The sequence below is a fragment of the Pseudomonas putida genome (genome assembly GCF_002906855.1).
Classification (GTDB): domain Bacteria; phylum Pseudomonadota; class Gammaproteobacteria; order Pseudomonadales; family Pseudomonadaceae; genus Aquipseudomonas; species Aquipseudomonas putida_N.
In genome coordinates this window covers 1,779,666-1,800,924 of the sequence record NZ_MINI01000028.1, presented here as the reverse complement: position 1 = coordinate 1,800,924, position 21,259 = coordinate 1,779,666, and the positions used below count along the sequence as shown (strand labels likewise).

25 protein-coding genes and 2 tRNA genes are annotated in these 21,259 nt (G+C 60.9%); 5 read left to right on the top strand and 22 right to left on the bottom strand.

The features are described from left to right. Positions 1 to 51: 51 nt before the first annotated feature. From BGP85_RS28660 to thrS, 11 genes are all read right to left on the bottom strand, one after another. Positions 52 to 348, bottom strand: coding sequence for a hypothetical protein (locus tag BGP85_RS28660; RefSeq protein ID WP_146048968.1), 297 nt, complete (start codon positions 346 to 348; stop codon positions 52 to 54). 99 nt (positions 349 to 447) lie between these two features. Further along, positions 448 to 1,029 carry a hypothetical protein gene (locus BGP85_RS08755; protein WP_103446795.1) on the bottom strand — a complete coding sequence of 194 codons (582 nt, stop codon included), beginning with the start codon at positions 1,027 to 1,029 and terminating at the stop codon, positions 448 to 450. Between the two features lie 708 nt (positions 1,030 to 1,737). Continuing rightward, positions 1,738 to 1,814: transfer RNA gene (locus BGP85_RS08750), tRNA-Pro, on the bottom strand. A 117-nt stretch (positions 1,815 to 1,931) separates the two neighbouring features. Beyond that, entirely contained in the window at positions 1,932 to 2,288 is a 357-nt protein-coding gene (locus tag BGP85_RS08745) for a MerR family transcriptional regulator (RefSeq protein WP_008100384.1), read from the bottom strand. Beyond that, a complete protein-coding gene (gene ihfA / locus BGP85_RS08740; RefSeq protein WP_003250679.1) occupies positions 2,269 to 2,571 on the bottom strand; it encodes an integration host factor subunit alpha in 303 nt (100 codons plus the stop codon). Before ihfA ends, BGP85_RS08745 begins: the two co-directional genes overlap by 20 nt. Before the next feature lie 4 nt (positions 2,572 to 2,575). Continuing rightward, the gene (pheT, locus tag BGP85_RS08735) at positions 2,576 to 4,957 is read right to left on the bottom strand and encodes a phenylalanine--tRNA ligase subunit beta (protein ID WP_103446794.1); all 2,382 of its coding nucleotides are present in this window, start codon (positions 4,955 to 4,957) and stop codon (positions 2,576 to 2,578) included. A gap of 31 nt (positions 4,958 to 4,988) precedes the next feature. Beyond that, on the bottom strand, positions 4,989 to 6,005 hold the full coding sequence (gene pheS / locus BGP85_RS08730) for a phenylalanine--tRNA ligase subunit alpha (protein ID WP_103446793.1): 1,017 nt from the start codon (positions 6,003 to 6,005) through the stop codon (positions 4,989 to 4,991). 109 nt (positions 6,006 to 6,114) lie between these two features. Continuing rightward, positions 6,115 to 6,471: a 50S ribosomal protein L20 gene (gene rplT / locus BGP85_RS08725; RefSeq protein ID WP_003250671.1), complete on the bottom strand. Its 357-nt coding sequence runs from the start codon at positions 6,469 to 6,471 to the stop codon at positions 6,115 to 6,117. 27 nt (positions 6,472 to 6,498) lie between these two features. Then, on the bottom strand, positions 6,499 to 6,693 hold the full coding sequence (rpmI, locus tag BGP85_RS08720) for a 50S ribosomal protein L35 (protein ID WP_003250667.1): 195 nt from the start codon (positions 6,691 to 6,693) through the stop codon (positions 6,499 to 6,501). Between the two features lie 61 nt (positions 6,694 to 6,754). Beyond that, positions 6,755 to 7,306, bottom strand: a complete 552-nt coding sequence (infC, locus tag BGP85_RS08715; protein ID WP_012052879.1) for a translation initiation factor IF-3 — start codon at positions 7,304 to 7,306, stop codon at positions 6,755 to 6,757. Beyond that, the gene (thrS, locus tag BGP85_RS08710; protein WP_103446792.1) at positions 7,306 to 9,228 is read right to left on the bottom strand and encodes a threonine--tRNA ligase; all 1,923 of its coding nucleotides are present in this window, start codon (positions 9,226 to 9,228) and stop codon (positions 7,306 to 7,308) included. The genes infC and thrS overlap by 1 nt, the downstream gene beginning before the upstream one ends. 330 nt (positions 9,229 to 9,558) lie before the next feature. On the opposite strand from thrS, the gene BGP85_RS08700 reads away from it, so the two are divergent. Continuing rightward, positions 9,559 to 9,861 (top strand): hypothetical protein, encoded by a 303-nt coding sequence (locus BGP85_RS08700; RefSeq protein ID WP_103446791.1) that lies wholly within the window; start codon positions 9,559 to 9,561, stop codon positions 9,859 to 9,861. 162 nt (positions 9,862 to 10,023) lie between these two features. Beyond that, on the top strand, positions 10,024 to 10,236 hold the full coding sequence (locus BGP85_RS08695; protein WP_003250656.1) for a cold-shock protein: 213 nt from the start codon (positions 10,024 to 10,026) through the stop codon (positions 10,234 to 10,236). Between the two features lie 89 nt (positions 10,237 to 10,325). Here BGP85_RS08695 and BGP85_RS08690 read toward each other — a convergent pair whose 3' ends face one another. Then, positions 10,326 to 10,646: an I78 family peptidase inhibitor gene (locus tag BGP85_RS08690; RefSeq protein ID WP_103446790.1), complete on the bottom strand. Its 321-nt coding sequence runs from the start codon at positions 10,644 to 10,646 to the stop codon at positions 10,326 to 10,328. Positions 10,647 to 10,907: 261 nt separating this feature from the next. On the opposite strand from BGP85_RS08690, the gene BGP85_RS08685 reads away from it, so the two are divergent. Continuing rightward, positions 10,908 to 11,120 carry a hypothetical protein gene (locus tag BGP85_RS08685; protein ID WP_103446789.1) on the top strand — a complete coding sequence of 71 codons (213 nt, stop codon included), beginning with the start codon at positions 10,908 to 10,910 and terminating at the stop codon, positions 11,118 to 11,120. Here BGP85_RS08685 and BGP85_RS08680 read toward each other — a convergent pair. The 7 genes from BGP85_RS08680 to BGP85_RS08650 all read right to left on the bottom strand — a co-directional run bounded on the left by BGP85_RS08680 (position 11,092) and on the right by BGP85_RS08650 (position 18,028). Next, complete coding sequence (locus BGP85_RS08680) at positions 11,092 to 12,099, bottom strand: nucleoside hydrolase (protein ID WP_103446788.1); 1,008 nt, start codon at positions 12,097 to 12,099, stop codon at positions 11,092 to 11,094. The two genes, BGP85_RS08685 and BGP85_RS08680, sit on opposite strands and share 29 nt — an antisense overlap. Before the next feature lie 65 nt (positions 12,100 to 12,164). Then, on the bottom strand, positions 12,165 to 12,563 hold the full coding sequence (gene rbsD / locus BGP85_RS08675; RefSeq protein WP_103446787.1) for a D-ribose pyranase: 399 nt from the start codon (positions 12,561 to 12,563) through the stop codon (positions 12,165 to 12,167). Beyond that, positions 12,560 to 13,468 (bottom strand): ribokinase, encoded by a 909-nt coding sequence (gene rbsK / locus BGP85_RS08670; RefSeq protein ID WP_103446786.1) that lies wholly within the window; start codon positions 13,466 to 13,468, stop codon positions 12,560 to 12,562. Before rbsK ends, rbsD begins: the two co-directional genes overlap by 4 nt. 9 nt (positions 13,469 to 13,477) lie before the next feature. Next, positions 13,478 to 14,500 (bottom strand): LacI family DNA-binding transcriptional regulator, encoded by a 1,023-nt coding sequence (locus tag BGP85_RS08665; protein ID WP_103446785.1) that lies wholly within the window; start codon positions 14,498 to 14,500, stop codon positions 13,478 to 13,480. A gap of 4 nt (positions 14,501 to 14,504) precedes the next feature. Then, a complete protein-coding gene (locus tag BGP85_RS08660; protein ID WP_103446784.1) occupies positions 14,505 to 15,500 on the bottom strand; it encodes an ABC transporter permease in 996 nt (331 codons plus the stop codon). Beyond that, positions 15,497 to 17,050 carry a sugar ABC transporter ATP-binding protein gene (locus BGP85_RS08655; RefSeq protein WP_103446783.1) on the bottom strand — a complete coding sequence of 518 codons (1,554 nt, stop codon included), beginning with the start codon at positions 17,048 to 17,050 and terminating at the stop codon, positions 15,497 to 15,499. The genes BGP85_RS08660 and BGP85_RS08655 overlap by 4 nt, the downstream gene beginning before the upstream one ends. A 21-nt stretch (positions 17,051 to 17,071) precedes the next feature. Beyond that, positions 17,072 to 18,028: a sugar ABC transporter substrate-binding protein gene (locus BGP85_RS08650; RefSeq protein WP_103446782.1), complete on the bottom strand. Its 957-nt coding sequence runs from the start codon at positions 18,026 to 18,028 to the stop codon at positions 17,072 to 17,074. A 299-nt stretch (positions 18,029 to 18,327) separates the two neighbouring features. Here BGP85_RS08650 and BGP85_RS08645 point away from each other — a divergent pair, with 299 nt between their 5' ends. Beyond that, positions 18,328 to 19,416: an asparaginase gene (locus BGP85_RS08645; RefSeq protein ID WP_103446781.1), complete on the top strand. Its 1,089-nt coding sequence runs from the start codon at positions 18,328 to 18,330 to the stop codon at positions 19,414 to 19,416. A gap of 133 nt (positions 19,417 to 19,549) precedes the next feature. Beyond that, positions 19,550 to 19,792: a DUF1654 domain-containing protein gene (locus BGP85_RS08640; RefSeq protein ID WP_103446780.1), complete on the top strand. Its 243-nt coding sequence runs from the start codon at positions 19,550 to 19,552 to the stop codon at positions 19,790 to 19,792. A gap of 3 nt (positions 19,793 to 19,795) precedes the next feature. On the opposite strand, the gene BGP85_RS08635 is transcribed toward BGP85_RS08640, so the two are convergent. The 3 genes from BGP85_RS08635 to BGP85_RS08625 form a co-directional block, all read right to left on the bottom strand. Next, a complete protein-coding gene (locus BGP85_RS08635) occupies positions 19,796 to 20,221 on the bottom strand; it encodes a GTP pyrophosphokinase (RefSeq protein WP_103446779.1) in 426 nt (141 codons plus the stop codon). Positions 20,222 to 20,283: 62 nt separating this feature from the next. After that, on the bottom strand, positions 20,284 to 20,856 hold the full coding sequence (locus BGP85_RS08630) for an SPOR domain-containing protein (RefSeq protein WP_103446778.1): 573 nt from the start codon (positions 20,854 to 20,856) through the stop codon (positions 20,284 to 20,286). Positions 20,857 to 21,028: 172 nt separating this feature from the next. Further along, a tRNA-Val gene (locus BGP85_RS08625) sits at positions 21,029 to 21,105 on the bottom strand. Positions 21,106 to 21,259 lie beyond the last annotated feature (154 nt).

Below are 21,259 nucleotides of genomic sequence, written 5' to 3'. Positions count from 1 at the left end.
TAAGGGACGGGTTTAGTCCATCCCAGTGAGCGAAGCGACGATTTGAGCCAATTATGATACGAAATCAAGGAGCTGAATAAGTGCTTGTAGAAATATTGAAATAGCAGCAAATATAGCGCCGATCGAATTCCATCGAGATTGTGCAGAAAAAGTTGCAGACATATCCCACCCATCCAAGCTTACGGAGGCATAATTTGGTTTCTCGCCTTTCCTTTCAGCTTTTTTCCGACGGCGCTCCATCTCTTTTTCATGGCCGACTTTCACAATGCTTGCGTACAACCAACTTCCCGCAGAAATAAATCCGCTAGCGATTGACAAGATTAACATAATTGCAACGTATATAGTCATGCCATCTCACCGAGTCCGTTTGATTAGTATAGGGCTTTACTCACCGAAAATTATGAGCGTAACGAGTAATTTTTCGCGCGCAGCAACTTGTTAGCTATTTCACATGCCCATGCTAGGGCCTGAATAGCTTTGCTCCTGCTTTTGTTGAAGTTTCTGCTGTAAAGCATTTTCAAGGTGCAAGGCCTCCGCAAACTCGGATACCTTCATGCATTTTGTTACAGTCCCATCATGACTGACACCAGCAACGAACGAATAGCCACTCGCACCAGCTTTTGACGTCTTTTTAAACTCCACAAATCTTCTAAGATAGTTAATAAAGCTATCTTTTGTTGCTCCTGAAACAAGAGCTTGCTCAATCGCTAAGTCCTTTCCAGAAAAATACTGTCTACACCTCAAAAGGAAATCATCGTTTTCGGCAACACCATAAATTATTAAATGATGACTTCCAATTGACTCCAACGCACTCTTAGCTGACTCGTAATTTGTAAATTTACCGATTTCATCAGCTATTGCGCTTTTGTCACGCTTAAACTCTATCAACACCCATTTATTTACGTTAGAGAAGATAGCATCACCAGCTTTTTCGTGATCCCCGTCCAATGGCGCAATAAACATGTTGAGATCCACATACTTTTGAACGAAAAAGTACTCAACTGTCTTCTCCCACCATAAGATATCCATCAATGCTCCTTACCTGCAATGAATAGGTAACTATTAATAAACACCAATTGGTACATAACTTTCTAGGCGGGCGTGGTGTATAACATTCCTTGTTCCTTTGGCTATCCATGTCTAGGCTGAGGCTTTCAGCGTGCAGATGAGCTGCCAGTGTTGCTCGACCGAACGCGGGAGCAAATTCGCCTGCGACTCTACTCGATTCTCACAGAACGTGTCTATTGCAGGAGGGTTATGCCGTCCGGCAGGAATAGGTTCGCTGAGGTCGAGGCAGCTCATGCGAGTTTCGCAGTGTGTGACTGAGTCTTTACCAGCACTCAGCACTAGGCAGCATTTTCTCTGATCCTGGCCGTCAGCTCCTTGTGGTACAGCATTTGAGACTCAAAGCTTCAGAGTGAACTCTAACCATCACAGCCTTATATGAGCCCGCACCTCGTGAAATCTGGCTTTCGGCATTCCAATTGGTATTCCAGAACTACTCTTTGAACAATACTTTTTCAGCCAAAAGAGAGGCTTAGCCAACCAATTCAAATTACCCCGGCTCGCGACAGAGGCCCACAGAGCTACATTCCTAGTCGACTTTAGACTGCAGGCTAGGGATAAGCACTGAGTATCCCGATGATGAGCGAAAATGTCTTAAGCACTCTTACCGACCCGCATTTTCCATCGCACAAACAAAAAAGCCACCCGAGGGTGGCTTAATCGTTTAAATAATGGTCGGGACGGAGTGATTCGAACACTCGACCCCTTGCACCCCATGCAAGTGCGCTACCGGGCTGCGCTACGCCCCGACTGGGCTTGAAGCATGTTCTCAATCTTGCCGAGAACGTTGAAGAATGTACCCTAACCTCCTGATAAATGAAACCTTTTTCTCAAAAAAAATCCACTCATCAGAAAAACCGCAAAGGTCACTTCTTCAACACCACCAACACATCCTCCAACTCGACAATCATCTGCCGAATCAGCTGCTTGTACTGGCTCGATTCATCCTTCACCTCATCACTGGAGAGCCGCAACCGCGCCCCGCCAATGGTGAACCCCTGGTCATACAGCAGGGCCCGGATCTGGCGGATCATCAGCACATCCTGCCGCTGATAATACCGCCGGTTCCCCCGCCGCTTCACAGGGTTGAGCTGAGGAAACTCCTGCTCCCAATACCGCAGCACGTGTGGCTTCACGGCACACAACTCGCTCACTTCACCGATGGTGAAGTAGCGTTTGCCCGGTATGGGGGGCAGTTCGTCGTTATGGCTTGGTTCCAGCATAGGCCTCAACCCGGGCCTTCAACTTCTGCCCTGGACGAAAGGTGACGACGCGCCGTGCAGTGATCGGGATCTCTTCCCCAGTCTTGGGGTTGCGGCCCGGCCGCTGGCGTTTGTCGCGAAGGTCGAAGTTGCCGAAACCGGACAATTTGACCTGCTCGTTCTCTTCAAGTGCGTGCCGAATTTCTTCAAAAAACAGCTCGACCAGCTCCTTGGCCTCACGCTTGTTAAGCCCCAGCTCCTCGTACAGCCTTTCGGCCATCTCAGCTTTCGTCAGAGCACCCATGCCGTTATTTCCTTAACGTGGTGTTCAACCTTTGTTCGAGCGAGGTGAGGATGTTTTGCAGGGTAGTGTTCACCTCATCGTCGTTAAGAGTGCGCGATGGATGCTGCCAGGTCAAGCCGACGGCGAGGCTTTTTCTATCAGGATCAATGCCTTTACCTTGGTAGACATCAAACAGCCTGAGGTCTGTGAGCCATTCGCCTGCATTGTCACGAATTACTTCAAGCACGTCTTGAGAAGCTACATCACGTCCTGCGATCAAAGCCAGGTCGCGACGGGTTTCCGGGAACTTGGAGAGTTCGCTGAATTTCGGCAGGCGGCCTTCGACCACATCGCCCAGTACCAGCTCGAAGACGAACACCGGGCGGTCCAGGTCCAGGGCTTTGGCAAGCTCTGGGTGGATGGCGCCGAGGTAGCCGACGTCCTTGCCGTCGCGCTGGATCACAGCGGTCTGGCCAGGGTGCAGGGCTGGGTGCTTGCCGGCGGCGAAGGTGAAGTCGCTCAGGGCGCCGCTGTAACCCAGCAGGGCTTCCACGTCGGCCTTGACGTCGAAGAAGTCGATGGTGTCGCGACCGTTCGCCCAGCCTTCTGGCAGGCGGCTGCCGGTGACGACGCCGGCGATCATTGGCTGCTGCTGCAGGTTACCGAGTTGGCCGACGAAGCGCAGGCCGCTTTCGAACAGGCGCACGCGGTCTTGCTGGCGGTTGAGGTTGTGCTGCAGTGCCTTGACCAGGCCCGGCCACAACGAGGCGCGCATGGCGGCCATGTCGTTGGAGATCGGGTTGGCCAGCAGCAGTGGCTCGACGCCTGGGCTGAACAGCTCGAACAGCTTCGGGTCGATGAAGCTGTAGGTGATGGCTTCCTGGTAGCCGCGAGCAACCAGCAGGCGGCGCAGGTTTGGCAGCTCGCCGCGGGTTTCCGGGCGGGCTTGCGGCGCGAGGCGGGCTTGCGGGTAGCGCACTGGCAGGTTGTTGTAACCGTACAGGCGGGCCAGCTCTTCGATCAGGTCGACTTCCAGGCTGATGTCGAAGCGGTGGCTTGGGACGTTGACGGTCCACTGCCCTGCCCCGTCCGCCTTGGTGGCCAAACCGAGGTTGTTGAGCAACTGCTCGACCTGGGCCGGGTCCATCTCCATGCCGAGCATCTGGGTGATGCGCTCGGCGCGCAGGGTGACCGGGGCGACGTTTGGCAGGTGCTGTTCGCTGACGGCTTCGACGATCGGGCCGGCTTCGCCGCCGACGATGTCGAGGATCAGCTGGGTGGCGCGCTCCATGGCTTCGCGGGCCAGCTGCGAGTCGACGCCGCGCTCGTAGCGGTGCGAGGCATCGGTGTGCAGGCCGTAGGAACGGGCTTTACCGGCGACGGAGATCGGCTCGAAGAAGGCGCTTTCGAGGAACAGGTCACGGGTTTTCTCGGTGTTCACACCGCTGTGCTCGCCCCCCATGACGCCGGCGATGGCCAGAGCGCGGGTGTGGTCGGCGATCACCAGGGTGTCGGCACGCAGGGCCACTTCCTGGCCGTCGAGCAGGACGAGCTTCTCGCCCTCTTCGGCCATGCGCACACGGATGCCACCGTTGATTTCGGCGAGGTCGAAGGCGTGCATCGGCTGGCCGAGTTCGAGCATCACGTAGTTGGTGATGTCGACGGCGGCGTCGATGCTGCGCACGTCGCTGCGGCGCAGGCGCTCGACCATCCACAGCGGGGTCGGCTTGCTCAGGTCGACGTTGCGGATGACGCGGCCGAGATAACGTGGGCAGGCAGCCGGAGCGCTGACTTCGACCGGGCGCACTTCGTCATGGGCCGGGGCAACGGCTGGCACGACCGGGCGGGTGACCGGGGTGTCGTACAGGGCGCTGACATCGCGGGCGAGGCCGGCGATGGACAGGCAGTCACCGCGGTTCGGCGTCAGGCCGATCTCGATGCTGGCGTCGTCCAGGCTCAGGTACTGGCGGATGTCTTCACCGACTGGGGCGTCGGCAGCCAGTTCCAGCAGGCCGTCGTTTTCTTCGCTGATCTGCAGCTCGGCGGCCGAGCAGAGCATGCCGAACGACTCGACGCCGCGCAGCTTGGCCTTCTTGATCTTGAAGTCGCCTGGCAGTTCGGCGCCGATCATGGCGAACGGGATTTTAATGCCTGGGCGGGCGTTAGGCGCGCCGCACACGACCTGGAAGGTTTCCTGGCCGTTGCTCACCTGGCACACGCGCAGTTTGTCGGCGTCCGGGTGTTGTTCGGTGGCGAGGATCTCGCCCACGACGATGCCGCTGAACTGGCCGGCAGCGGGGGTAACGCTGTCGACTTCGAGGCCGGCCATGGACAGGCGGGCGACCAGTTCGTCACGGGAGACTTGCGGGTTTACCCAACCGCGCAGCCACTGTTCACTGAATTTCATGCTGTTCTCCTAGAAAGTGCGTCGATTGGGCCTAGCGGAATTGGGCGAGGAACCGCAGGTCGTTATCGAAGAACAGACGCAAATCGTTGACGCCATAGCGCAGCATGGCCAGGCGCTCGGCGCCCATGCCGAAGGCGAAGCCCTGGAATTCTTCAGGGTCGATGCCAGACATGCGCAGCACGTTCGGGTGCACCATGCCGCAGCCCATGACTTCCAGCCAGCCGGTCTGCTTGCACACGCGGCAGCCATTGCCGGAACACATCACGCACTGGATGTCGACTTCGGCGGACGGCTCGGTGAACGGGAAGAACGACGGGCGGAAGCGCACGGCCAGTTCTTTTTCGAAGAACACGCGCAGGAATTCTTCGATGGTGCCCTTGAGGTCGGCGAAGTTGATGCCGCGGTCGATCAGCAGGCCTTCGACCTGGTGGAACATCGGCGAGTGGGTGATATCCGAGTCGCAGCGGTAGACGCGGCCTGGGCAGACAATGCGGATCGGCGGCTGGCTGGACTCCATGGTCCGCACCTGCACCGGCGAGGTGTGGGTGCGCAGCAGCATGTTGGCATTGAAGTAGAAGGTGTCGTGCATCGCCCGGGCCGGGTGGTGGCCAGGGATGTTGAGCGCTTCGAAGTTGTGGTAGTCGTCTTCGACCTCAGGGCCTTCGGCGATGCCGTAGCCGATGTGGGTGAAGAACTGCTCGATGCGCTCGAGAGTACGGGTGATCGGGTGCAGCCCGCCGGTGGTCTGGCCACGGCCTGGCAGGGTCACGTCGATGCATTCGGCGGCCAGGCGAGCGCTGAGTTCAGCCTCTTCGAAGGCGGCCTTGCGTGCGTTGAGCACGACGGTGACGCGCTCTTTGGCGTCGTTGATCAGCGCGCCGACTTTCGGGCGCTCGTCGGCTGGCAGGTTGCCCAGGGTCTTCATCACCTGGGTCAGTTCGCCCTTCTTGCCGAGGTACTGAACCCGGATCTGTTCCAGGGTATTGATGTCTTCAGCGCGCTCGACGGCCTCCAGGGCTTGTGAGACCAGCGCATCCAGGTTTTCCATGTACAAACTCCAGATACGAAAATAGGGGAAGAGCTTTGAAGGCTCTTCCCCTATCGATGACGTTCAATGCCCGGCGCCGCAAGCGCCGCCGGGTGATTGTCGCGGGTACTTAAGCCAGAACGGCTTTAGCTTTCTCGACAATCGCAGCAAACGCCGCTTTTTCGTTCACTGCCAGATCGGCCAGAACCTTACGGTCGATTTCGATCGAAGCCTTTTTCAGGCCAGCAATCAGACGGCTGTAGGACAGACCGTTGGTGCGGGCACCGGCGTTGATACGAGCGATCCACAGTGCGCGGAACTGACGCTTCTTCTGGCGACGGTCGCGGTAGGCGTATTGGCCTGCCTTGATGACCGCTTGCTTGGCTACACGGAATACGCGCGAACGTGCACCGTAGTAACCTTTAGCCAGTTTCAGAATTTTCTTGTGACGCTTACGAGCGATGACGCCACGCTTAACACGAGCCATGAGTAACTTCCTCTATCTAAACCAGAATTAACGTACGCGCAGCATGCGCTCGACTTTTGCCACGTCAGACGGGTGCAGCAAGCTGGCACCGCGCAGTTGACGCTTACGCTTGGTCGACATTTTGGTCAGGATGTGGCTCTTGAAAGCGTGCTTGTGCTTGAAGCCCGAAGCTGTCTTCAGGAAGCGCTTCGCAGCACCGCTCTTGGTTTTCATTTTTGGCATGTTGAACTCCGCATTCGAAAAAAATTACACAATAATCATCAGGCCTGCCGTGCCCGGGAGATTACTTCTTCTTTTTGGGGGCGATGACCATCATAAGCTGGCGTCCTTCCATCTTCGGATGCTGCTCAACGGTGCCGTATTCGGCGAGGTCAGCTTCGACCCGCTTCAACAGCTCCATGCCCAGCTCCTGGTGGGCCATCTCACGGCCGCGGAATCTCAGAGAGATCTTGGCCTTGTCCCCATCGGTAAGGAAACGTACCAGGTTGCGTAGTTTTACCTGGTAATCCCCATCCTCCGTCCCTGGACGAAACTTGATTTCTTTAATCTGAATCTGCTTCTGGTTTTTCTTGGCTTCGTTAGCCTGCTTCTTCTTCTCGAAGAGGTGCTTGCCGTAGTCCATGACCTTGCAGACAGGTGGTACCGCGTCTGCAGAAATTTCTACCAGATCCAGCTTCGCTTCATCAGCGATACGAAGCGCTTCATCAATCGAGACGATGCCAACCTGCTCGCCATCAGCGCCAATTAACCGAACCTCGCGGGCCGAGATATTCTCGTTGATCGGGGCCTTCGGTACAGCACGCTTATCGTTTCTCATTTCACGCTTAATAGTCATTACTCCGATTCTTGGCGACCACGCCGGGAAACCGCTTGTGTCAGGAGCTCAGCGAACTGGGCGACGGGCATGGAGCCCAGGTCTGCGCCTTCGCGAGTACGCACAGCAACGGTTCGTGTTTCGACTTCGCGATCCCCTATAACCAAAAGGTACGGGACCTTGAGCAAAGTATGCTCGCGGATTTTAAAGCCGATCTTCTCATTTCTCAAGTCCGACTTGGCACGGAAACCGCTACCGTTCAGAGCATTTTCCACTTCGAGGGCGAAATCGGCCTGTTTGTCGGTGATGTTCATGATCACCGCCTGGGTCGGTGCCAGCCACGCCGGGAACACGCCGGCGTAGTGCTCGATCAGCATGCCGATGAAGCGTTCGAACGAACCGAGGATCGCGCGGTGCAGCATGACGGGGCGAACCCGGCTGTTATCTTCGGCGATATAGCTGGCATCCAGACGCTCTGGCAGGTTCGGATCGTACTGCAGGGTACCACACTGCCAGTTACGGCCGAGGCAGTCGCGCAGGGTGAACTCGATCTTCGGGCCGTAGAACGCGCCCTCGCCCGGCTGGTATTCCCACTCCAGACCCGACTCGTTCAGGGCGTCGGCCAGTGCGCCTTCGGCACGGTCCCACAGCTCTTCGGAGCCGACACGCTTGGCCGGACGAGTGGACAGCTTCATGGCGATATCGGTGAAGCCGAAGTCCTTGTACACGTCCAGGGTCAGCTTGATGAAGTCGGCGGCTTCTTTCTTCACCTGTTCTTCGGTGCAGAAGATGTGCGCGTCGTCCTGCACGAAGCCACGCACGCGCATGATGCCGTGCAGGGCGCCGGATGGCTCGTTACGGTGGCAGGCACCGAACTCGGCCAGGCGCAGTGGCAGGTCACGGTAACTCTTAAGGCCCTGGTTGAACACCTGCACGTGGCACGGGCAGTTCATCGGCTTGACCGCGTAATCACGGCTTTCCGACGAAGTGGTGAACATGTTTTCGGCGTAGTTCGACCAGTGACCGGAACGCTCCCAGAGGATGCGGTCGACGACCTGGGGGGTCTTGATTTCCTGGTAGCCGTTGACGCGCTGAACCTGGCGCATGTACTGCTCGAGCACCTGGTATACGGTCCAGCCGTTGGCGTGCCAGAACACCATGCCCGGGGCTTCTTCCTGCAGGTGGAAGAGGTCGAGCTGCTTGCCGATCTTGCGGTGGTCGCGTTTTTCGGCTTCTTCGATGCGCTGGATGTAGGCGGCCAGCTGCTTCTTGTCGGCCCAGGCGGTGCCGTACACGCGTTGCAGCTGCTCGTTCTTGGCATCGCCGCGCCAGTAGGCGCCGGACAGCTTGGTCAGCTTGAATGCCTTGAGGAAACGAGTGTTCGGCACGTGCGGGCCACGGCACATGTCGACGTATTCTTCGTGGTAGTACAGGCCCATGGCCTGCTCGTCCGGCATGTCTTCGACCAGGCGCAGCTTGTAGTCTTCGCCACGGGCCTTGAACACTTCGATGACTTCGGCGCGCGGGGTGACCTTCTTGACCACGTCGTAGTCTTTTTCGATCAGCTCCATCATGCGCTTTTCGATGGCGGCCATGTCTTCAGGGGTGAAGGGGCGCTCGTAGGCGATGTCGTAATAGAAGCCTTCGTCGATCACCGGGCCGATCACCATCTTGGCGGTCGGGTACAGCTGTTTCACCGCGTGGCCTACCAGGTGGGCACACGAGTGACGAATGATCTCCAGTCCCTCTGCATCTTTAGGAGTGATGATCTGCAGGGTGGCGTCGTTGTGGATCAGGTCGCAAGCATCGACCAGTTTGCCGTCGACCTTGCCGGCCACGGTGGCCTTGGCCAGGCCTGCGCCGATGGAAGCGGCGACGTCGGCGACGGATACGGCGTGATCAAACGAACGTTGACTGCCATCGGGAAGAGTAATAATGGGCATGGCGCCTCCTCTCCTAGTGGTGACCCCTACCAAAGGTCACGTGGGTTGGGATGAGCCAGTACAAGATCCGACCTGCCTTCCCTGCGGGGAAGCCTGCCTCACAGTGGCAGAAGCCTTTCGGCTTGCCAGGGACGAACCAGAGTGACTGGAAAGAAAAAAGCTCGCAGCAAGGGCGTTGCTGCGAGCCAGGCATGCTAGCACGCGGGTTGCGTGACTCGTAGAAATATTTGGAAATTACGCCGCTGCGGTGAACTATCGCGGAAAAATTCCTATCAGACCTTGGGAAGCAACCTACTCTTGTTGAGACCTTAACCCAAGGAGTAACTGGTTATGCGAGTACCGTCTCTTCTGGCCCTGGCGGCCGCTGGCGCCCTGCTGCTGCCCGTGGCTGCCAATGCTGGCAACTTCCCTGCCGGGAAGGAGGGCCACTACATGACCCAGTGCCAACAGGTGGCAAGCGGCCAGGGCGTCGACGCCGCGACCGCGAAAAAGCACTGCGACTGTGGTGCCCAGGCCATCAAAAAGAATTTCACCGATAAGGAGATCGCAGATCTGGACAGCACCGACGGCGTGGACGCCAAGCTGATGCAGAAAGCACAGACGGTTGTGCAGGCTGCCTGCAAGCCGAAATGAGCCGTGCGCAGGGTGTGATCGACGCATCATTTGCCATGGATCAACATCCTGCGAAGGTAAAAGGCGCTAGATGCGCAGAATTAGACTATGATGTTGCCCGTGCTCCGTAGCCTCGGCCACATTGCACCACTGAAAAATCTAAATGTTCTGGAGATTCACCTCATGTCCAATCGCCAACAAGGCACCGTCAAATGGTTCAATGATGAGAAAGGCTACGGCTTCATCACCCCAGCAGGCGGCGGCGACGACCTGTTCGTACACTTCAAAGCCATCGAATCCGACGGCTTCAAGAGCCTGAAAGAAGGCCAGACTGTTTCCTTCGTCGCCGAGCGCGGCCAGAAGGGCATGCAGGCTGCGCAGGTTCGTCCGGAGTAATTCGGGCAGCTGTAAAAAAACCCGCCCTCGTGGCGGGTTTTTTTATGCCTGCTTGCCGGGCCCCTGTGGGAGCGGGCCTCAAGCGCGCATTAACCGCAATTGACGCGGGTCACTACACCCTGCTCGTCCACATTCAGGTTCAGGCGCTCGGAGCGGTATTCCAGGGTCACTACGTCGTGCGGCTTGAGTATGCGCGCCATCTGCGAACCACTGGCCTTGCGCGCCTGCTCCAGCAGGTCGGCGCTGCCCGGCTTGCCGATGGCGAAGTCGGCACCACTGGCCTCGCAGCGGCCATCGTTGCCGGCCGACGCCTCAGGCGCCTTGCCACCCCCGGCGTTACCGCCAGTGCTGCAGCCAGCCAGGACAGCAGCCACCGCCAGGGTTGCCAGGAAAGCGCGGGTACGGAACATGAATCCTCCTAAAATCTATCTGGGAACTGCCTGATCCGACAGCTCCACCCGGAATTTGTTGCAAAACCGCGCAAGTCTGCCTGAACACGGCACCTTGGGGCCAAAGGCAATCGTGACCGAATTTTACCATTCAACCGACGAGCCGCTTGGTTTGCGCCGCAAAGTCATGATTTACTTTAGGAAGTGAAGGCACAGTGCCTCCTTCGAACACCAGGATCCGGTGTTCGCCCCTCCGCCCCGGGCCCGCAGCGAGAGCCTTCCATGAGCAGCCACAGCATCGACGCCGATATCAAGGTCAAATGGGCCGAAGGCCAGAGCGCCTACAGCCCCAGCACGCCCGAAGAGTTGCTGTTGATCGCCATCGACCTGCTGGTGCGCGACCGCGGGGGCGAGGCGGCACGCAGCTTCATCGACCAGGTGTTCGAGCGCTACGCACCGCACACGGCTATTGCAATCGAGCCAGGCGCGCGCTGAGCAGGTCGAAAAAGCCCTGGGCGTCACCCTCGTTCACCCACAGCACATTTGCAGGCTGCTTGAGTACGCCGTACCAGTCGGCGATAGTCTGGCCAAAGGTCGGGCCTTCGCGGCTGTCGACGCTCATGTGGATGCGCCGGCCGCTGAACAGCTCGGGTTTCAGCAGGTAGGCGATGACGCTTGCGTCATGCACCGGGCCACCGGGCATGCCGTACACGTCCATGTCGTGCTTGACGTAGGTTTCGAGGATATCGAGCACTTTCTTACTGGCCTGGTTGTTCACGGCCGCCAGCTGCCTGAAGCGGGCGTCGCTGGTGATGATCTTGTGGGTGACATCCAGCGGCAGGTAAGTCAGCTGCACGCCGCTGGCCAGCACCACCTCGGCGGCATGCGGATCGGCATAGAGGTTGAACTCGGCAACCGGGGTCATGTTGCCGCCATTGAAGTGGGCACCGCCCATGACCACCACTTCCTTGATGCCCTTGACGATGTCTGGGCGCTGGATCAGCGCCAGGGCCAGGTTGGTCTGCGGGCCGAGCATGGCAATGGTGATGCTTTGGGGCTTGGCGTGGCCCAGGGTGTCGACCAGGTATTGCACCGCATTGCCTTCGGCCAGGGGCTTTTTCGGCTCATGCACGGGCACGCCGGTCAGGCCTTCTTCGCCGTGGACATCGGCGGCGTAGATGGGCGCCCGCACCATTGGGCGCCCTGCCCCGGCGTATATCGGGATGTCTTCGCGGTTGGCCCATTCGCGGGCCAGGCGGGCGTTGCGCGAGGTCTTTTCCAGGCGCACATTGCCGGCGACGGTGGTGATGGCGCGGATGTTGAGTTCTTCAGGGGAAGCCATGGCCAGGAACAGCGCGACCACGTCGTCGGCGCCAGGGTCGGTGTCGATGATCAGGTCACGCGGGGCGGCCTGAAGGGTGGTGGTGGCGGCTGCAGCCATGAGGGTGAGTCCTTGTAGCAGAGGTTTGAGCATGAGGGCACTCCTGTTGCCGTGAACAATGCTCCTGGGACACCACAGAAGCAGTATCTCGCCTTGCGTTAAAAGGTGACGCCGGAAATCAGGGCGATGTTGCTGTAGGGCTGGCATTCGCCGGTGCGGACAATGGCCCGCGCATTGCGCGACATTTCCTTGAAGGCTTCATGGCTCAGCCATTCGCGCTTGCCCAGCTTGCCCTTCAAGCGCTCGATCTCGACCAGCGCCGGTGGCACCACCTTCTGCATCTCTTCGGCCAGCACGTGCCGCTCCACCTGCAGCTCGCTCAACACCGCGCGCAGCACGCTGGCGAAATCCGGTATCCCCGCCGTCAACGCCAGGTCGATCAGTTCGACACCCGGCGGCACCGGCAACCCGGCATCACCGATCACCAGAATGTCGCCATGGCCCATCCCGGCGATGGTCCGCGACAGCGCGACGTTGAGCAGCGTGGTCTTTTTCATGGGGTCAGCTCCGCCAGATAAGGAATCGACGGCTGGGCACCGGCGCGGGTGACGGACAAGGCCGCGGCGCGCTGGCCGAAAACGATGGCCTCGCCCTCCCCCTTGCCCTGCACCAATGCAGCGGCAAAACCGCCGATGAAGGTGTCGCCTGCCGCCGTGGTGTCCAGCGGCTGCACCTGGGGCGCCGGAAAATGCTGGCTGCCGTCGCGGCTGACGAACAATGCCCCCTGCGCGCCGAGGGTGACGATCACCTTGCGTGCGCCCAGCTGCAGCAAACGCTCACCTGCGCGGCGGGCGCTCTCCAGGTCATTGACCGGCTCGCCGGTCAACGCCTCGGCCTCGCTTTCATTGGGGGTGAGGTAGTCGATATGAGCGAACCAGTCGGCCGGCAGCGGGCCGGTGGCCGGCGCCGGGTTGAGGATCACGTGCTTGCCCAGCTCGCGACCTCTGGCCAGGGTCCAGGCCACAGTCTCGGCCGGGACCTCGAGTTGACAGATGATCACTTCGGCCGCCTGCAGCAAGGCATCGAAACGCTGCACCGATTCGGGCGTCAGCAGCCCGTTGCCGCCCGGGATGATGACGATGCAGTTCTGGCTGGCAGCGTCCACGGTAATCAGCGCCACGCCACTGGACACGCCAGGACACACGCTGACTGCCTGGCAATCGATGCCTTCCTCTTCCAGCGCCTGGCGCAACTGCTGGCCGTAGGCGTCATCGCCGACATTGCCCACCATCGCCACACTGCCCCCCAGGCGCGCCACCGCCACCGCCTGGTTGGCGCCCTTGCCGCCGGGCACGGTGAAAAAACTTTCCCCGGCCAGCGTTTCGCCGGCGCGCGGCAGCCGCTGAGCGCGGGCCACCAGATCCATGTTGAGGCTCCCGACCACCACTACCTTGGCATGCATGGCAATTCCTTAGCGGTAATCATTGAACAGGTCCTGGCGCGGCCCGGTAGATTCGCGCAGCACGATGCGCGGGGCGACGATGCGTTGCTCGGCTGCATCGCGACGTGGTGTGGCGATCCGCGACAGCAGCAAGGCGGCAGCATTCTCGCCCAGCTCGCGAATCGACTGGCCGACCGTGGTCAGCGGCGGGTACACATAGCGGCTCAATTCGATGTCGTCGAAGCCGATCACCGACAGCTCGCCCGGCACGTTGATGTTGCGCTCGGCAGCGGCGCGCAGCACGCCGAAACCGATCATGTCGTTGCCGGCGAAGATCGCCGTCGGCCGCTTGCCATCGAGCAGCTGTGCGGCGGCGGCATGGCCACCCGGGCTGGTGAAGTCGCAATGCAGCACACGGCCGGCCAGCACCTCGGCCTCGGCTTCGGCCATCGCCCGGCGGAAGCCGCTCAGGCGCAATTGAGTGACGCCGGTTTCGGCCGGGCCACCGATGTAGGCAATGTCGCGATGGCCCAGCTCCAGCAGATGGCGGGTCGCCAGGTAGGCACCGTGTTCGTGGTCGATGCGCACCAGGTCGGCGTCGACGCCCTCCAGCTCACGGTCGACGATGACCATCGGCGTGCGCACGTTGGTCAGGCTCTGCAGCAGGTCGGCATCCTCGCCCACCGACGCCACCACCAGGCCGTCGATGCGCTTTTCCAGCAGCACGCGCAGGTAGCTGCGCTGCTTCTGCGGGTTGTCGTCGGAGTTGCACAGGATCACGCAATAGCCGTTGCGCTCGCAGGCATCCTCGATGCCCCGGGCCAGCTCGGCGAAGTACGGGTTGACGCTGTTGGGCACCAACAGGCCGATGGTGGCCGTGCTGCGCGCCTTGAGTGAGCGCGCCACGGCGCTGGGCACGTAGTCGAGCTCCAGAATGGCCGCTTCGACCTTGAGCCGTACCTGCTCGCTGACCGGGCGGGTCTTGTTCAGTACATGGGACACCGTGGTGTAGGAAATACCCGCGAGGGCTGCGACGTCTTTTATGGTTGCCATGTTGTCAGTTCCGCCGGCCTGCTCGCCGGCTGCGATAAGTGTCGAGCACCACGGCGATGACGATCACCGCCCCGGTGATGATGCGTTTGGTCGGTTCCGAAGCGCCGATCTGCGCCAGGCCTGCGGCCAGCACGGAAATGATCAGCACGCCGAAGAAGGTACTGATGACCGAGCCGCGCCCGCCCATCAGGCTGGTGCCGCCGATCACCACGGCGGCGATCACCTGCAGCTCCAGGCCGGACCCGGCATTGGGGTCGGCGGCTTCCAGGCGCGAAATCTGGAACAGCGCGGCCAGGCCGGCGAGCAGCCCCATCAGGGCGAATACCAGTACCTTGTACGGGCGCGGGTCGATGCCGGCCAGGCGCACGGCCTCTTCGTTGGTGCCGATGCCGATCAGGTAACGGCCGAACACCGTGCGGGTCAGCACCAGCTGGGCCAATACGATCACCAGCAAGGCGATGATGAAGGCCGGCGAGATGCCGAAGGCGACCGGGTCGGAGAACCAGGCGTAGGAATCGCCGATATAGGCAGTGCGCGAGTCGGTGAACTGGTAGGCCAGGCCGCGGGCCATTTCCAGCACGCCGAGCGAGACGATGAACGACGGGATGCGCCAGGCCACCGTGACGCCCCCGGTGATACTGCCTGCCAGGGCGGCCACGGCCATGCCGAGCAAGGCGGCGGGCAGCACGCCCCAGCCCCAGCCGAGGATCGCCACGCTGACCGTGGAGGCCGCCAGGGCCAACACCGAGCCGACCGACAGGTCGATGCCGCCGATGATCAGCACGAAGGTCATGCCCACGGCCAGCACCATCAGGTCGGGGATCTGGTTGGCCAAGGTGCTGAAAGTAGCGTACGACCAGAAATGGCTGCTCAGGAACGAGAACAGCACGATCATCGCCAGCAAGGCGCCGGCCAGGCCCAGGTAGGTGCCCAGGCCGAAATAAGTGCCGCTGTGGCGCGCGGGGGTGCCGCTCGGGGTGTCGAGGGGTGTGGTCTTCATGCATCCATCCTGGGCGCTGCGTCATGTAGCAGGGCATCACGTTTCTGGTAGCCGGCGAAGGCAGCGGCTAGAAGCTGGTCCTGGCTCCAGTGCTCGCGGTCGAAGGTATCGATCAGGCGGCCGGCGGAAAGCACGGCGATGCGGTCGCAGATCAGCATCAGTTCGCGCAGGTCGCTGGACACCACCACCAGGGCCTTGCCCTGGCGCGCCAGCTCGGCCAGCAGGCCATAGATGTCGAACTTGGCGCCGACGTCGATGCCGCGGGTGGGCTCGTCGAACAGCAGCACCTGGCAGTCGCGCTCCAGCCAGCGGCCGATCACCACCTTCTGCTGGTTGCCGCCGGACAGCTCGCCGACCGCCTGCGCCGGGCTGGCGCTGCGAATGCGCATGGCGCTGATCTGGCGCTTGGCCAGGGCCTGCTCCGCCTCGCCGTCGAGCACCCCGGCGCGGGACACGGCGGGCAGGTTGCCCAGGGCGATGTTGGCGCTGATCGATTGGGTCAGCAGCAGGCCTTCGCCCTTGCGGTCCTCGGTAATCAGGGCGATACCGGCTTTTACCGCCGCCTTGGGCGAATCGATGGTGACCGCCTTGAGCGGCTGGCCGATTTCGATGCTGCCGCTGTCGGCGCGGTCGGCACCGTAGATCAGCCGCAGCAGCTCGGTGCGCCCGGCACCGATCAGCCCGGAGATGCCAAAGATCTCCCCTGCCCTGACCTGCAGCGACACGTCACGCACCTTGTCGCCGCGGCGCAGCTTGTTGACCTTGAGCAGCGGCGCGCCGATGGTGCGGCGGCCCAGGTCGATATGCTCGCCCAGTTCGCGGCCGACCATCAGGTTGACCAGTTCGGCGCTGCTGTAGCGCTGGATCGGCTCGTCGCACACCAGCTGGCCGTCGCGCAGCACGGCGATGCGCTGCGCCACACGCTGCAGCTCTTCAAGGCGGTGGGAGATGTAGACGATGGCCACGCCGCGCTGGCGCAGGCGCTCGATCTGGGTGAACAGCAGCTCCACTTCGCGGGCAGTGAGCATCGCTGTGGGTTCGTCGAAGATCAGTACATGGCAGTCGCCGATAAGGTTGCGGGCGATCTCGACCATCTGCTGATGGCCGATGCCCAGCTCGCCGACCGGGGTGTCAGGGTCGATGGCATCAAGGCCGACCTGGGCCATGGCGGCCGCGGCCAGCTGGCGCAGGCGCTTGTGGCTGATCCAGCCGAAGCGGCTGGGCAGATTGTCGAGAAACAGGTTTTCCGCCACGGTCAGGGTCGGCAGCAGGTTGAGTTCCTGCATGACCATGCGCACGCCGAGGCGCTCGGCCTCGCTGCGGCTGGCCGGTGCGTAGGCCTGGCCACGGTAGGTCAGGTGCCCGGTGGTAGGGGTTTCCAGGCCGCAGATGAGCTTGGACAGCGTGCTCTTGCCCGCCCCGTTCTCGCCGGTCAGCGCCAGCACTTCGCCGGCGCGCAGGGCCAGGCTGACCTCCGCCAGCACCGGCTGGGCGTAGCTCTTGCCCAGGCCACTGGCGGCAAGCACCACTTCATTGGCCGATGCTGGCATGGCCATCTCTCCTGCTAGGGGTCAGGGCTTGGTGATCAGTTCGACCGGGGTCTGGATGACGTTGTCGGCATCCACGTCCGGCTTCTCGCCCTTGAGTATTTTCAGCGCTGCCTGGATGCCGTAGACGGCCTGCTGGCTGGCGGCCTGGTCGAGTGTGGCGAGCACGCGCCCATCCTTGAGCATCGGCTTGATGGCGTTGATGTTGTCGTAGCCCACCACCTGCACCTGGCCGGTCTTGCCGGCAGCCCGCACGGCCGAGACGGCGCCCAATGCCATGCTGTCGTTACCGGCCAGCAGCGCCTTGAGGTCGGGGTATTCGTTGAGCATGGAAGCGGCAACGGCGTTGCCCTTGTCGATCTCCCAGTTGCCGGACTGCACCGAGACGATCTTCATCTTCGCGGCTTCCATCGCATCCTTGAAGCCAGCGGTACGCTGCTGGGCATTGGTGGTGGTCGGCACGCCTTCGATGATGCCGACCTGGTCACCGGCCTTGAGTTTCTGCTGGGCCAGGTAGTCGCCGACCAGGCGGGCGCCCTTGCGGTTGTCAGGGCCGACGAAGGGCACGCTGATGCCTTTGCTCTTGAGCAGTTCCGGGTCCAGGCGGTTGTCGATGTTGATGACGATGACGCCCTGGTCCATGGCCTTCTTCACGGCCGAGACCAGTGCCTTGGAGTCGGCCGGCGCGATCACCAGGGCCTTGGCGCCGGAGTTGACCATCTGCTCGACGATGCGGATCTGTTCACCGGTATCGGTTTCGTTCTTGATGCCGTTGGCAACCAGATCGAAATCGCCAGGGTGGGCTTTCTGGTAGTCCTTGGCGCCGTCTTCCATGGTGCGGAAGAATTCGTTGGCCAGCGACTTCATGACCAGCGCGACCTTGGGTTTTTCCTCTGCATGGGCAGCGGACAGCGGCATGGCGAGGGACAGCGAGGACATGACGGCGAGCGCCAGCAGACGACCGGGGAACGGCAGTTTCATGGGAGATGACTCCGAATCTTGTGATTTTTATCGGATCGCAAACGTTTGCGCTGAGTAACTATGGAAACAAGACCTGGTTTTGTCAAATCCGTTTCGCTGGCGGGGGCAAGACGCGGCTGGTGCTGATTATCCGTAATTTCTCCGAAAAACCGAACATCTTTTCCTATGCTTGTTCGGGGTTCCGAATGGAATACGCCCCGTAAGGCCCGCGAGCCGGCTTTGAGCGCTGCTGGTACGAAACCTGCCTTGCTTACCGAGCGACACAGCAACCATCTCATTAGGAAGAGAGAATAATAATCATGAATGCTGCACTGAAGTCCTTCGCCCCAAGCGCCCTGGCGCTGCTACTGATCCTGCCCGCCACTGCCTCGGCAAAGGAAGCCGAAACCCAGCAGAAACTGGCCAATGTGGTCATCCTCGCCACCGGCGGCACCATTGCCGGCGCCGGCGCCAGCGCTGCCAACAGCGCCACCTACCAGGCCGCCAAGCTCGGCGTCGACAAGCTGATTGCCGGCGTGCCGGAACTGGCCGACTTGGCCAATGTGCGCGGTGAGCAGGTGATGCAGATCGCCTCGGAAAGCATCACCAACGACGACCTGCTGAAACTGGCCAAGCGCGTCGCCGAGCTTGCCGATAGCAAGGACGTCGATGGCATCGTCATCACCCACGGCACCGACACCCTGGAAGAAACCGCCTACTTCCTCAACCTGGTCGAGAAGACTGACAAGCCGATCGTGGTGGTCGGCTCCATGCGCCCGGGCACGGCGATGTCTGCCGACGGCATGCTCAACCTGTACAACGCCGTGGCGGTGGCCAGCGACAAGCAGTCGCGCGGCAAGGGCGTGCTGGTGACCATGAACGACGAGATCCAGTCCGGCCGCGACGTGAGCAAGTCGGTGAATATCAAGACCGAAGCGTTCAAGAGCGCCTGGGGCCCGATGGGCATGGTGGTGGAAGGCAAGTCGTACTGGTTCCGCCTGCCGGCCAAGCGCCATACCACCCAGTCGGAGTTCGACATCAAGCAGATCAGCAGCCTGCCGCAGGTGGACATCGCCTACAGCTACGGCAACGTGACCGACACCGCATACAAGGCGCTGGCGCAGAGCGGCGCGAAAGCGATCATCCATGCCGGCACCGGCAATGGCTCGGTGTCGTCGCGGGTGGTGCCGGCGCTGCAGGAACTGCACAAGAACGGCGTGCAGATCATTCGCTCGTCCCACGTCAACCAGGGTGGTTTCGTGCTGCGCAATGCCGAGCAGCCGGATGACAAGTATGACTGGGTGGTGGCCCATGACCTGAACCCGCAGAAGGCGCGGATCCTGGCGATGGTGGCGATGACCAAGACCCAGGACAGCAAGGAGCTGCAGCGGATCTTCTGGGAGTACTGATAGCGGCATGACCTGGGGCTGGTGCGCTGACTGCACCGCCCCTTGCCCGCGAAAAATCCAGCAGCGATGCAGTTGCGAAATATTTTGCCTTGAAATACTGTACACGCATACAGCACAACAAGGAATCGCCTCCGTGGCCAACACCGCCGAAGCAACCGCAAGCAGCTACCAGCAACTGGGCCTGCGCATCCAGAAGATCATCAACAATCCCCTCGCCCAGCGCAGCCGCGCCGCGCTGATCTTCCGCCTGGAACACGAGTCGCCCGATGACTGGGCAACCCTGCTCGAGGAAATCGCCGAGAACGACAACGTTACCCTCGCCCACCGCGACGACGGCGGCGTGCAGATTTTCTGGACAGTGCCGAAGGAAGACTGAGGCTCAGGGCAGCGCCTGCAGATAGGCACTGGCCTCGCGGTAGCGAGCCAGCCGCGCCAGGTCGGCGGGGCCTGGGACGGCTATACGCGAGAGGTCGCTATTGTCGGCCAGGTCGGCCAGCTTGACGGTGCGCGCCAGCGGGTCACTGCCCAGGCGCACCACGAAGTCCTGATAGCTCTCGCCCTTGTTCCGGCTCAAGGCCAGCAAGGCGGCGAGAATTTTCAGGGGGAAGCCCTCACGGGCCAGGTCGGAAAGGGTCAGCGACGTGTCTTCGATCACGTCATGCAGCACCGCGACAATGCGCTGCTCCGGTGTGCTGACCCGCATCATCACTCGCAATGGGTGGAGGATATAAGCCGCTCCACCCTTGTCGCATTGCCCTTCATGTGCCCTGGCGGCCACGGCAATGGCCCGCTCCAGCGTAGACATGAGGCCCTCCCCGTTTGGCTAGTCTCAAGCCAAGCATAGCCGGGGAAGGCTACAGATTACAGTTAACGCTGCGCACCATGCTGGATGACGATCGAATCGGTACCCAGCTTGGCCATCACCTCGGCCTTGCGCGCATCGGCTTCGGCCTTGCTCGGGAACGGCCCCATCAGCACCACGGGTTTGCCGTCGCGGTATTCGACCGAGGACGGGATGCCCTTCTCGATCAGGCGTGCGGTCATGTCGGTCAGCGCACCCATGTTGGCACCCTGGATCACTTCGACATCCCACCCCTCAGGGGCCGGCTGATCGGCCAGGGCCTCGGCGCGACGTTGCAGTTCGGCACCTCCGCAGTATTCGCGAATACGCAGATTGTTGCCGCCGTCATCGACGATGATTTCATACTGGCCATCGGCACCCTTGATTGCCACGTAGCTGCGATAGGCCTCGTACTGACCAGCATCGTCCTTGCCACGCACCTGGCCGCAGATGGTGCCCTTGGTGTCGATCCGCACGTTGCCGAACTTGGCAGTCTTGGGGTTGTTCAGGTGCTCGGCAACTTGCTTGTGCACACCCTCGACCTCGTTCTCACAGCCCGCCAGGGCCAGCACTGCCAATACCACTGCCAGTTTGCGCACGCGTGTACCTCCAGATTCGAAGAGGCGGATTCTACCATGGCCGCACGGGGTACCGCCCGCGACCAAAGGTTACACGCTGCGTCGAGGGGGTTTGTTCGAGAGGGGCATGGAATGCAAAAAGGGCGACCCTTGCGGATCGCCCTTTCTGATGCCCGGATACCGGGACTTTGTTTGGTAGGCACAATTGGACTCGAACCAACGACCCCCACCATGTCAAGGTGGTGCTCTAACCAACTGAGCTATGTGCCTGTCGTGTGGTGCGCATATTAGTGATCGAATGCGTACCTGTAAAGCGTTTTTTTCAAAAAAATCAAAAACTTTCAGAAACCTGCGGGCGCCGGTACCCACGACTTCGAAAGCGCCCATAATGCAAAAAGGGCGACCCTTGCGGATCGCCCTTTTC

Coding starts and splice junctions, on each gene's coding strand:
- BGP85_RS28660 (WP_146048968.1), bottom strand. CDS start 348: ATGACTATATACGTTGCAATTATGTTAATCTTGTCAATCGCTAGCGGA.
- BGP85_RS08755 (WP_103446795.1), bottom strand. CDS start 1,029: ATGGATATCTTATGGTGGGAGAAGACAGTTGAGTACTTTTTCGTTCAA.
- BGP85_RS08745 (WP_008100384.1), bottom strand. CDS start 2,288: ATGCTGGAACCAAGCCATAACGACGAACTGCCCCCCATACCGGGCAAA.
- ihfA (WP_003250679.1), bottom strand. CDS start 2,571: ATGGGTGCTCTGACGAAAGCTGAGATGGCCGAAAGGCTGTACGAGGAG.
- pheT (WP_103446794.1), bottom strand. CDS start 4,957: ATGAAATTCAGTGAACAGTGGCTGCGCGGTTGGGTAAACCCGCAAGTC.
- pheS (WP_103446793.1), bottom strand. CDS start 6,005: ATGGAAAACCTGGATGCGCTGGTCTCACAAGCCCTGGAGGCCGTCGAG.
- rplT (WP_003250671.1), bottom strand. CDS start 6,471: ATGGCTCGTGTTAAGCGTGGCGTCATCGCTCGTAAGCGTCACAAGAAA.
- rpmI (WP_003250667.1), bottom strand. CDS start 6,693: ATGCCAAAAATGAAAACCAAGAGCGGTGCTGCGAAGCGCTTCCTGAAG.
- infC (WP_012052879.1), bottom strand. CDS start 7,306: ATGACTATTAAGCGTGAAATGAGAAACGATAAGCGTGCTGTACCGAAG.
- thrS (WP_103446792.1), bottom strand. CDS start 9,228: ATGCCCATTATTACTCTTCCCGATGGCAGTCAACGTTCGTTTGATCAC.
- BGP85_RS08700 (WP_103446791.1), top strand. CDS start 9,559: ATGCGAGTACCGTCTCTTCTGGCCCTGGCGGCCGCTGGCGCCCTGCTG.
- BGP85_RS08695 (WP_003250656.1), top strand. CDS start 10,024: ATGTCCAATCGCCAACAAGGCACCGTCAAATGGTTCAATGATGAGAAA.
- BGP85_RS08690 (WP_103446790.1), bottom strand. CDS start 10,646: ATGTTCCGTACCCGCGCTTTCCTGGCAACCCTGGCGGTGGCTGCTGTC.
- BGP85_RS08685 (WP_103446789.1), top strand. CDS start 10,908: ATGAGCAGCCACAGCATCGACGCCGATATCAAGGTCAAATGGGCCGAA.
- BGP85_RS08680 (WP_103446788.1), bottom strand. CDS start 12,099: ATGCTCAAACCTCTGCTACAAGGACTCACCCTCATGGCTGCAGCCGCC.
- rbsD (WP_103446787.1), bottom strand. CDS start 12,563: ATGAAAAAGACCACGCTGCTCAACGTCGCGCTGTCGCGGACCATCGCC.
- rbsK (WP_103446786.1), bottom strand. CDS start 13,468: ATGCATGCCAAGGTAGTGGTGGTCGGGAGCCTCAACATGGATCTGGTG.
- BGP85_RS08665 (WP_103446785.1), bottom strand. CDS start 14,500: ATGGCAACCATAAAAGACGTCGCAGCCCTCGCGGGTATTTCCTACACC.
- BGP85_RS08660 (WP_103446784.1), bottom strand. CDS start 15,500: ATGAAGACCACACCCCTCGACACCCCGAGCGGCACCCCCGCGCGCCAC.
- BGP85_RS08655 (WP_103446783.1), bottom strand. CDS start 17,050: ATGCCAGCATCGGCCAATGAAGTGGTGCTTGCCGCCAGTGGCCTGGGC.
- BGP85_RS08650 (WP_103446782.1), bottom strand. CDS start 18,028: ATGAAACTGCCGTTCCCCGGTCGTCTGCTGGCGCTCGCCGTCATGTCC.
- BGP85_RS08645 (WP_103446781.1), top strand. CDS start 18,328: ATGAATGCTGCACTGAAGTCCTTCGCCCCAAGCGCCCTGGCGCTGCTA.
- BGP85_RS08635 (WP_103446779.1), bottom strand. CDS start 20,221: ATGTCTACGCTGGAGCGGGCCATTGCCGTGGCCGCCAGGGCACATGAA.